Source organism: Nonomuraea composti, assembly GCF_012034275.1.
Classification (GTDB): Bacteria; Actinomycetota; Actinomycetes; order Streptosporangiales; family Streptosporangiaceae; genus Nonomuraea; species Nonomuraea composti.
In genome coordinates this window covers 1-976 of the sequence record NZ_JAATEP010000150.1, presented here as the reverse complement: position 1 = coordinate 976, position 976 = coordinate 1, and the positions used below count along the sequence as shown (strand labels likewise).

Annotated in this window: 1 protein-coding gene; it reads left to right on the top strand. The window is 67.6% G+C overall.

Going from position 1 to position 976, the window contains the following annotated elements; genetic code table 11:
* The first annotated feature begins 54 nt into the window (after positions 1-54).
* A complete protein-coding gene (locus HCN51_RS57735; protein ID WP_168022228.1) occupies positions 55-951 on the top strand; it encodes a transposase in 897 nt (298 codons plus the stop codon).
* Positions 952-976: the final 25 nt, after the last annotated feature.

Genomic DNA, 976 nt, shown 5'->3' with positions numbered 1-976 from the left:
TGTGAAATTCGGTGATCGGCTGCGGGCATGACGAAGGGCGTCCATGGTCGGTGTGTGAAGACAGACTTGGACGCCCTTCTGATCGCACTCTATGTGTATCTGGACGATCACGTGATGCCTTCGCGGGCACGGCCTCGCGGACGGGGCCGGCCCCCGGTGCTGACCCCGGCCGAGGCGGTGGTCGTGGCGGTGGCTCAGGTGCTGCTGCGCTGCGATCAGGAGCGCTACTGGCTGCGGATCGCGGCGGCCCGGATCGGTCATCTGTTCCCGCGGCTGCCCTCCCAGGCCGTCTACAACCGGCAGCTGCGCGATCTGGGCCCGCAGATGTCGGCGGCGGCCTTGTGGATCGCCCGCCAGATCCCCACCTGGCACGAACCGCTGCGCCTGATGGACGGCACCCCGGTCCGATGCGGCGCCTCACGGGTGACGGTCAACCGCTCCAGCCTGGGCGAGATCGCCGGATACGGCATGGACAAGTCCCACCACGCCTTCTACTGGGGCGCCAAGCTGATGCTCATCACCACCGCCGACGGCGCGGTGACCGCCTTCAGCCTGGCCTGCCCCAAGGACCTCGACGAACGCAAGCAGGCCCTGCACCTGCTGCACGTCACCCCGATCGCACCCGGGCCGTGCCCGATCGTGTGCGACAAGGGATTCGCCGGCGCCGGCATCGAGAAAGCCGCCGCCGACCTGGGCCACCCGCTGATCCGGCCAGCCCGCGAAGACGAGCCCGGACCCGCCCTGCCCTTCCCCGGCTGGCTCCGCCAGCGCATCGAAGCGATCATCTGGACGCTGAAGAACCAACTCGGCCTCGAACGCCACAACGCCCGCCACACCGACGGCCTCTGGGCACGCATCAGCCAGCGTATCCTCGCCCTCAACGCCGTCATCTGGCACAACTGGACCATCGACGCACCCGTGAAACGATCCCTGATCGCCTACGATCACTAACCCAAATATCACATCAGCGATCTAG